The organism is Pseudomonadota bacterium (genome assembly GCA_034660915.1).
GTDB lineage: Bacteria > Desulfobacterota > Anaeroferrophillalia > Anaeroferrophillales > Anaeroferrophillaceae > DQWO01.
In genome coordinates this window covers 1-6,242 of sequence record JAYEKE010000085.1, presented here as the reverse complement: position 1 = coordinate 6,242, position 6,242 = coordinate 1, and the positions used below count along the sequence as shown (strand labels likewise).

Genomic DNA, 6,242 nt, shown 5'->3' with positions numbered 1-6,242 from the left:
GGTCTTTGTGCTGGCTCTGACAATCAGCGGCAAAGCCATGGCGGCGGAAAATACCTGTATCTCCTGTCATGAAAAAGTATCTCCCGGCCAGGTGGCTGACTGGCGAACCAGTAAACACGCGGCGGAAGACATTACCTGTGCTGACTGCCACGGTGATAAACACCAGAAAGCCAATGATGGCGATCTGGCCGTACTGCCCAGCGAACATGTCTGCGCTGAATGTCATGAAGAGCAATTCACCCAGTTTTCCAAAGGCAAGCATAACTTTGGCTGGACCTCATTGAACGCCCTACCCATCACCCACGTTGAACCGGATGAATTGATGGAAGGCGGCCGCGGCTGTGGCGGCTGCCATAACATGGGAATTAAAACAGAAGCCCAGAAAAAAGATCAACTGGACAAAGGCTATCGTTACCAGAACAACTCCTGTGATGAATGTCATACAAGGCACAGCTTCTCGAAGAAAGAAGCCCAGGACCCCCGGGCCTGTCAGCAGTGCCACATGGGCTATGACCATCCCCAGTGGGAAATGTGGAGCAGCGCCAAACACGGAACTCGCTGGTTCGCCAGGGAGGCCGGCCGCCTGGATAAAGATGCCCCGGCACCCACCTGCCAGGATTGCCATCTGCCCAATGGTAATCACGAAAACCGTACAGCCTGGGGTTTTCTCGGAGTGCGCCTGCCACTGCCCAAAGACAAACAGTGGGCCGCAGACAGGGTGACTATTTTAAAAGCCCTTGGCGTTCTTGATCCTTTCACCGGCAAACCAACCGCCCGTCTGGAGCTGGTTACTTCGGTTGACATGGTCCGCACAACCCAGGAAGCCTGGGAAACCGAGCGGGAAAAGATGATCAAGACCTGTGCCAAGTGCCACGCTGAAAAATATGCCCGCTCACAGCTGGAAATGGGTGATTCAATGCTGCAGAAGGCCGACCACCTGTTGGCAGAAGCCATTGAGATCGTCGCCGGCCTTTACAAAGACGGGATTATCAAGAAACCGGATACCTATACCTTTGCCTATCCCGATTTTCTCTACTTCCTGCGCACCGGCGGCGGCAATCTGGACCAGGCGACATTTATAGAGCAGGTACTCTTCCAGATGTACATGAAGCATCGGATGCGCACCTACCAGGCGCAGTTCCACGTCAATCCCGACTACGCCTACTGGTATGGCTGGGCAATGATGACCAAGGACCTGGTGGAAATTAAAGACCTGGCCCACACCATGCGGGCAACCCACAAGTAAGATAACATTTTCTTTTAACTGCTTAACCAGCAAGAGCGCCCTTGTACAGGACGCTCTTGCTGGTCACCAAAAACGCTGGTTTGCGGTGCCCAATGGGTTTAGTTCATCGGTTTTACAGCCATGCTCTTCCCTTTTCTGAGAAGCAATTTACTGTCATCATCTCATTCTGCATGAAGTGCTTCAAGCACAGCTTTGGGGTTTCTTGATGCCACGCGTAACAAGGCTTTGGCTGGTCCTTCGGGTTTCCTCCGTCCCTGCTCCCAGTTTTGCAAGGTTCGAATACTCACGCCGATCATCAACGCAAACTCGTTTTGTGAAACATGCAATGTTTCTCGAACCATTTTAATTTCCGGTGCGGTAATTTCAAATAGTCGACTTGGTTTTTTTCTGCCGGCTTTAATCTCTCCGGCTTCTTTAATGCTGGCGACTAATAAATTAAAGTCTTCATTTTTCATAATAAATTGTCCTTAACCAAATTCTTCAATGTTTTTCTTTGCTCGGGCGTTAAATCTTCCTGTTCAGTTTTTTTATACATAAAGATCATATAAATTATTTCTGGAGGATCCCAATAATAAATCAGCCGCAATGCCCCCCTTTTCCCCGATTCAGGCAACTTCCAGCGAATTTTGCGAAGTCCACCACCCCCTTTAATTACGGCACCGGCATTTGGTTTGATCATCAAAGATGATTGCAACATGCGGTAACTTTCATCGGGGATAAGTTTTTGTACTTGTTTGGTGAAAATAGATGTTTCAATAAATTTCATAAAGAAAACTATACGTCAATGACGTATTAGAGTCAAGGGGAAAATTCTATTTAAAACTTTCCGTACCTTGACAAAAATAACTTTATACTATCTTAACATAGATACGGCATAATCCATAAGTAGTTTCATTATGCAATCCTGCCGAGATCTCAGGAATACAACGATAGAGCCAAAAGGAAGAAAGATGAACAAGGAGCTTATTATCATCGTTGAGGATGAAACGGATATCCGCGAGGTCCTGGAATACAACCTGGAACGGGAGGGCTATAAAGTCCTGACGGCGGCGGACGGCAAGCAGGGGCTTGAACTCATCCAGAAAACCCCTCCAACCCTTGTACTCCTTGACCTGATGCTGCCGAAAATTGACGGACTGGAAGTGTGTAAGCGACTGAAAGATGACACAGAAACAGCTTCCATTCCTCTTATCATGGTAACCGCCAAAGGCGAGGAAAGCGATATCATCCTGGGCCTGGAACTGGGAGCCGACGATTATATGGTCAAACCTTTCAGCCCTAAAGAACTGCTGGCCCGGATCAGGGCGGTCATCCGCCGCCGGGGATTACAGGATGAAGGGATAATGCGACGACATATAGAACGTGATGGAGTGGTCATGGATATGGAACGTCATGAAGTCATGGTCGACCACACTTCGGTTTCTTTTACCGCCAGCGAACTGAAGCTGCTTTATTACCTTGCCAGTCATCCAGGCCGGGTTTTTACCCGGGACCGCCTGCTCAGCCAGATGGTAGGCCGAGATGAATTTATCGTCGACCGGAATATTGACGTTCATATTCAGTCTGTGAGAAAAAAACTCGGCCACTATCGCTACTTGATTGAAACCATCCGCGGGGTTGGTTATCGCTTTAAAGACGAAGAAAGGACATAAGACGATGACCATGCTGCGCTCCCGCATGTTGTGGAAAATCTACAGTGTTTTTGCAACTTTCATCCTGCTTTCAGCCTTGCTGGTCGGTACCCTGCTGGGCCGTTACATTACCAATAACAAGTTGGCCGATATACAGGCAGCCCTGCAGACCCGATCATTACTGCTTGCCGAGGTTGCCGCACCCCATTTTACAGAACCCCCAACCCGGGAACTACAGCAGTCTGTCGTTTCTTTGGGTAAAAAGATCCATACGCGCATGACTGTCATTAATGCCCAGGGAGTGGTCCTGGCGGATTCCGATAAAGATCCCCTGACCATGGACAACCATGGCCAGCGCCCTGAAGTTCAGGAATCCCGCTTTCACGATTTTGGTCAGGCTATTCGTTTCAGTAAAACCCTGCAGACCAGAATGATGTACCTGGCCCGCTCGGTCCATAAATCGGGACATTTTCTGGGTTATGTCAGAACCTCACTGCCCCTGAAAATAGTCGATCAACGATTGGCGGAAGTAAGGAAAACCATTGCCCTGGGAGTCAGCCTGGTCACCCTGATATCACTGCTGCTGGGTTTTCTCCTGGCCCGCCATTTTTCTCGGCCGCTGACCGCCATGACCGAGATGTCGGAAGCCATGGCCCAGGGAAATTTCGGCAAACGCCTTTCGGTCAAGCGCAAAGATGAAATCGGCCGTCTGGAAAAAGCATTAAACAAAATGGCGGAAAAATCCCAACAGCGGCTGGCAATCATCAACATGGATCGCAATAAGCTGAGTGCGATCTTAAGCTGTATGAGTGAAGGTGTCATTGCCATTAATAAAGATGAGCTTATTATTCATATTAATGACGCGGCCGCAACACTGCTTGGAATTGATATCGATAACAGCTTGAACAAACCTATCTGGGAAACTACCCGGCTCCACGAGATAAGCAAGATTCTTTCCGATACCGCCAGGGACCTGCAGATCATCAAACGAAGTGTAAAAATAGCTTATGGAACCTATGACCGGATCATTGAAATGCACGCGGCCCCTTTGCAGGATGGCATCGGCTCGGCCGTTGGAGCAATGGTAGTCCTCATGGATGTTTCTGAATTACGTCACCTGGAAACTGTGCGCCGCGATTTTGTTGCCAACGCGTCCCATGAGCTGAAAACCCCAATTACAGCCATCCGCGCTCTGGTGGAAACCTTGCTTGATGACGGGGAAATATCGCCGAAAAAACAGCAGACATTCCTGGAAAAAATTAAGAATCAATCCCTGAGGATTTCGGCTATCGTCACCGATCTCCTGGCCCTTTCCAGATTCGAACTACGGGATGAAAGCCTGGCCGAAGAGCCAGTCAATCTGGCGGAAATTACCAGGAAAACCCTGGAGGATTTATCCCTGTCAGCAATTGAAAAACAGATCACGATTGAACTCTCGGTCCCGGAAACGCCTTTGATTATCACCGGTGGCTGGGATGCTCTGGAACAGGCAGTCAGCAACCTGCTGGACAACGCGATCAAATACACCCCCGAACAAGGTCATATATGGCTGCGATGTTTCAGTAAAGATCATCAGGCGGTCATTGAGGTCCGGGATACCGGCATCGGCATTGAGCCTCAAGATCAGGAACGCATCTTTGAACGCTTCTATCGGGTTGACAAGGCCCGTTCCCGGGAACTTGGGGGCACCGGCCTGGGGCTATCCATTGTCAGGCATATCGTCATGGCCCATGGCGGCCGGGTTGAGGTGAAAAGCATCCCCGGCAGTGGCAGCACATTTCAACTTATATTTCCACTGGATGAAAATTGAAGGAGTATTTCCATGTCAAAACATCTGCAGCGTGAACTGGACAACCTGAAAAAAGAATTACTGGTCATCGCCTCAATGGTCGAAAATGCCACCCAGAAGGCCCTGACCGCCCTGGTGGACCGGCGTCAGGAACTGGCCGAAGAAGTTGTTCAGGAAGATTTTCTCATTAATGAAAAAGAGGTAAAAATAGAAGAAGAATGCCTTAAAATTCTCGCCCTTCATCAACCGGTTGCCATTGATCTCAGGTTTGTCATCACTGCTCTTAAAGTCAACAACGACCTGGAAAGGGTTGGCGACCTGGCGGTAAACATTGCCGAACGGGCCATTTTCCTTTCTACCAGGGAAATGCTCGCTCTCACCCTTGATTTTCCCGGGATGGCGGACAAAGTTCAAAAGATGCTCACCTACAGCCTTGATGCCCTGACCCACAACGATGCCAAACTGGCCCGTCAGGTCATCACTATGGATGATGCCGTAGACCTGGCCAACCATAAAATGATCAAATCCCTCCGCCGGCAGATGCAAAAGAATCCCTCTACCGTTAAAAGGGCCAGCCATCTCTTATCCGCCTCCGGCCAATTGGAGAGAATTGCTGATTTAGCCACCAACATTGCCGAAGATGTTGTTTATATGGTGGAGGGAGAAGTGATCCGCCACCGAACGGAAGATTTCATTAAGAGAGAGGAAGAAGAAGACTAGCCGACGGTTCGTGCCGCTCTGTCAATCGACTGGCTAACGGAACGGCACCGATTTCCCGCCTTTTTACTCTATCTTAATTTTAACTTAATATTTTCCTGCTACATCTGCTCCTGATTATAAAATCAGCTCATCCACATTGTCATTGATTAATTACTGAAAAAGATCATCATGATCTCATTATTATTCCTGATTCTCCTGGCATTGACGGCCATTGCCTTTATCTACGGCCGCAAACGTTCCCATGCACTTGCCAAAAAAATCGGTGGACTGCCGCGGCTGCATTCCCGACCTTTTTATTACGGGGCCCTGGCCGCCCTCTGGTGCGGACTGCCGGCCCTGGTTCTTGCCGCTTTCTGGCTGGCCGGTGAAAGCAGAATTATTACCCACCTGGTTCTGAGCAACCTGCCGGAGAAACTGCGGTTACTCCCTGCCGGCGAATTGAATCTGCTGCTCAATGATATAAAAAACCTGGTCTCTGGTAATATCGTCTCCCAGAATGTTACCCCAGAGATCCAGGCCGCTGCCAATCATTACCAGTCTTTGACCAACCTCAGTCATACCATCCTGGCCGTAGCTTGCCTGGTTCTGGCAATTGGCGGGATGCTGCTGACGCTCGAGCGGCTGAAACCGACAACCCGGGCCCGCAACCAGGTGGAAAGAGTCATCAAACTCTTGCTGCTGGCATCTTCAACCGTTGCTATTTTCACCACCATCGGCATTATCCTGTCAATCCTTTTTGAAGCCCTGCGCTTTTTCAAAGCCATACCGGTAGCCGATTTTCTTTTTGGTCTGCACTGGAGCCCCCAAATGGCCATCCGCGCTGACCAGGTCGGCTCTTCCGGTTCTTTTGGCGCTA

General features: G+C 49.6%; 7 protein-coding genes. 5 read left to right on the top strand and 2 right to left on the bottom strand.

The window, feature by feature from the left end:
- Positions 1–37 precede the first annotated feature (37 nt).
- Positions 38–1,246: a multiheme c-type cytochrome gene (locus U9P07_05035; protein MEA2108767.1), complete on the top strand. Its 1,209-nt coding sequence runs from the start codon at positions 38–40 to the stop codon at positions 1,244–1,246.
- A gap of 161 nt (positions 1,247–1,407) precedes the next feature.
- On the opposite strand, the gene nadS is transcribed toward U9P07_05035, so the two are convergent.
- Together nadS and U9P07_05025 are read right to left on the bottom strand one after the other, a co-directional pair.
- A complete protein-coding gene (gene nadS / locus U9P07_05030) occupies positions 1,408–1,701 on the bottom strand; it encodes a NadS family protein (protein ID MEA2108766.1) in 294 nt (97 codons plus the stop codon).
- Entirely contained in the window at positions 1,698–2,012 is a 315-nt protein-coding gene (locus tag U9P07_05025; GenBank protein MEA2108765.1) for a hypothetical protein, read from the bottom strand. The genes nadS and U9P07_05025 overlap by 4 nt, the downstream gene beginning before the upstream one ends.
- A 184-nt stretch (positions 2,013–2,196) precedes the next feature.
- Between U9P07_05025 and U9P07_05020 the strand changes: the two genes are divergently transcribed.
- The 4 genes from U9P07_05020 to U9P07_05005 all read left to right on the top strand — a co-directional run.
- Positions 2,197–2,898 (top strand): response regulator, encoded by a 702-nt coding sequence (locus U9P07_05020; protein ID MEA2108764.1) that lies wholly within the window; start codon positions 2,197–2,199, stop codon positions 2,896–2,898.
- 4 nt (positions 2,899–2,902) lie between these two features.
- Positions 2,903–4,687 carry an ATP-binding protein gene (locus U9P07_05015; GenBank protein MEA2108763.1) on the top strand — a complete coding sequence of 595 codons (1,785 nt, stop codon included), beginning with the start codon at positions 2,903–2,905 and terminating at the stop codon, positions 4,685–4,687.
- 12 nt (positions 4,688–4,699) lie between these two features.
- Complete coding sequence (phoU, locus tag U9P07_05010) at positions 4,700–5,386, top strand: phosphate signaling complex protein PhoU (GenBank protein MEA2108762.1); 687 nt, start codon at positions 4,700–4,702, stop codon at positions 5,384–5,386.
- Between the two features lie 168 nt (positions 5,387–5,554).
- Positions 5,555–6,242, top strand: a 688-nt coding sequence (locus tag U9P07_05005; GenBank protein ID MEA2108761.1) for a phosphate ABC transporter permease family protein, incomplete at its 3' end; no start/stop codon positions are given.

Coding starts and splice junctions, on each gene's coding strand:
- U9P07_05025 (MEA2108765.1), bottom strand. CDS start 2,012: ATGAAATTTATTGAAACATCTATTTTCACCAAACAAGTACAAAAACTT.
- U9P07_05035 (MEA2108767.1), top strand. CDS start 38: ATGGCGGCGGAAAATACCTGTATCTCCTGTCATGAAAAAGTATCTCCC.
- nadS (MEA2108766.1), bottom strand. CDS start 1,701: ATGAAAAATGAAGACTTTAATTTATTAGTCGCCAGCATTAAAGAAGCC.
- U9P07_05015 (MEA2108763.1), top strand. CDS start 2,903: ATGACCATGCTGCGCTCCCGCATGTTGTGGAAAATCTACAGTGTTTTT.
- U9P07_05020 (MEA2108764.1), top strand. CDS start 2,197: ATGAACAAGGAGCTTATTATCATCGTTGAGGATGAAACGGATATCCGC.
- phoU (MEA2108762.1), top strand. CDS start 4,700: ATGTCAAAACATCTGCAGCGTGAACTGGACAACCTGAAAAAAGAATTA.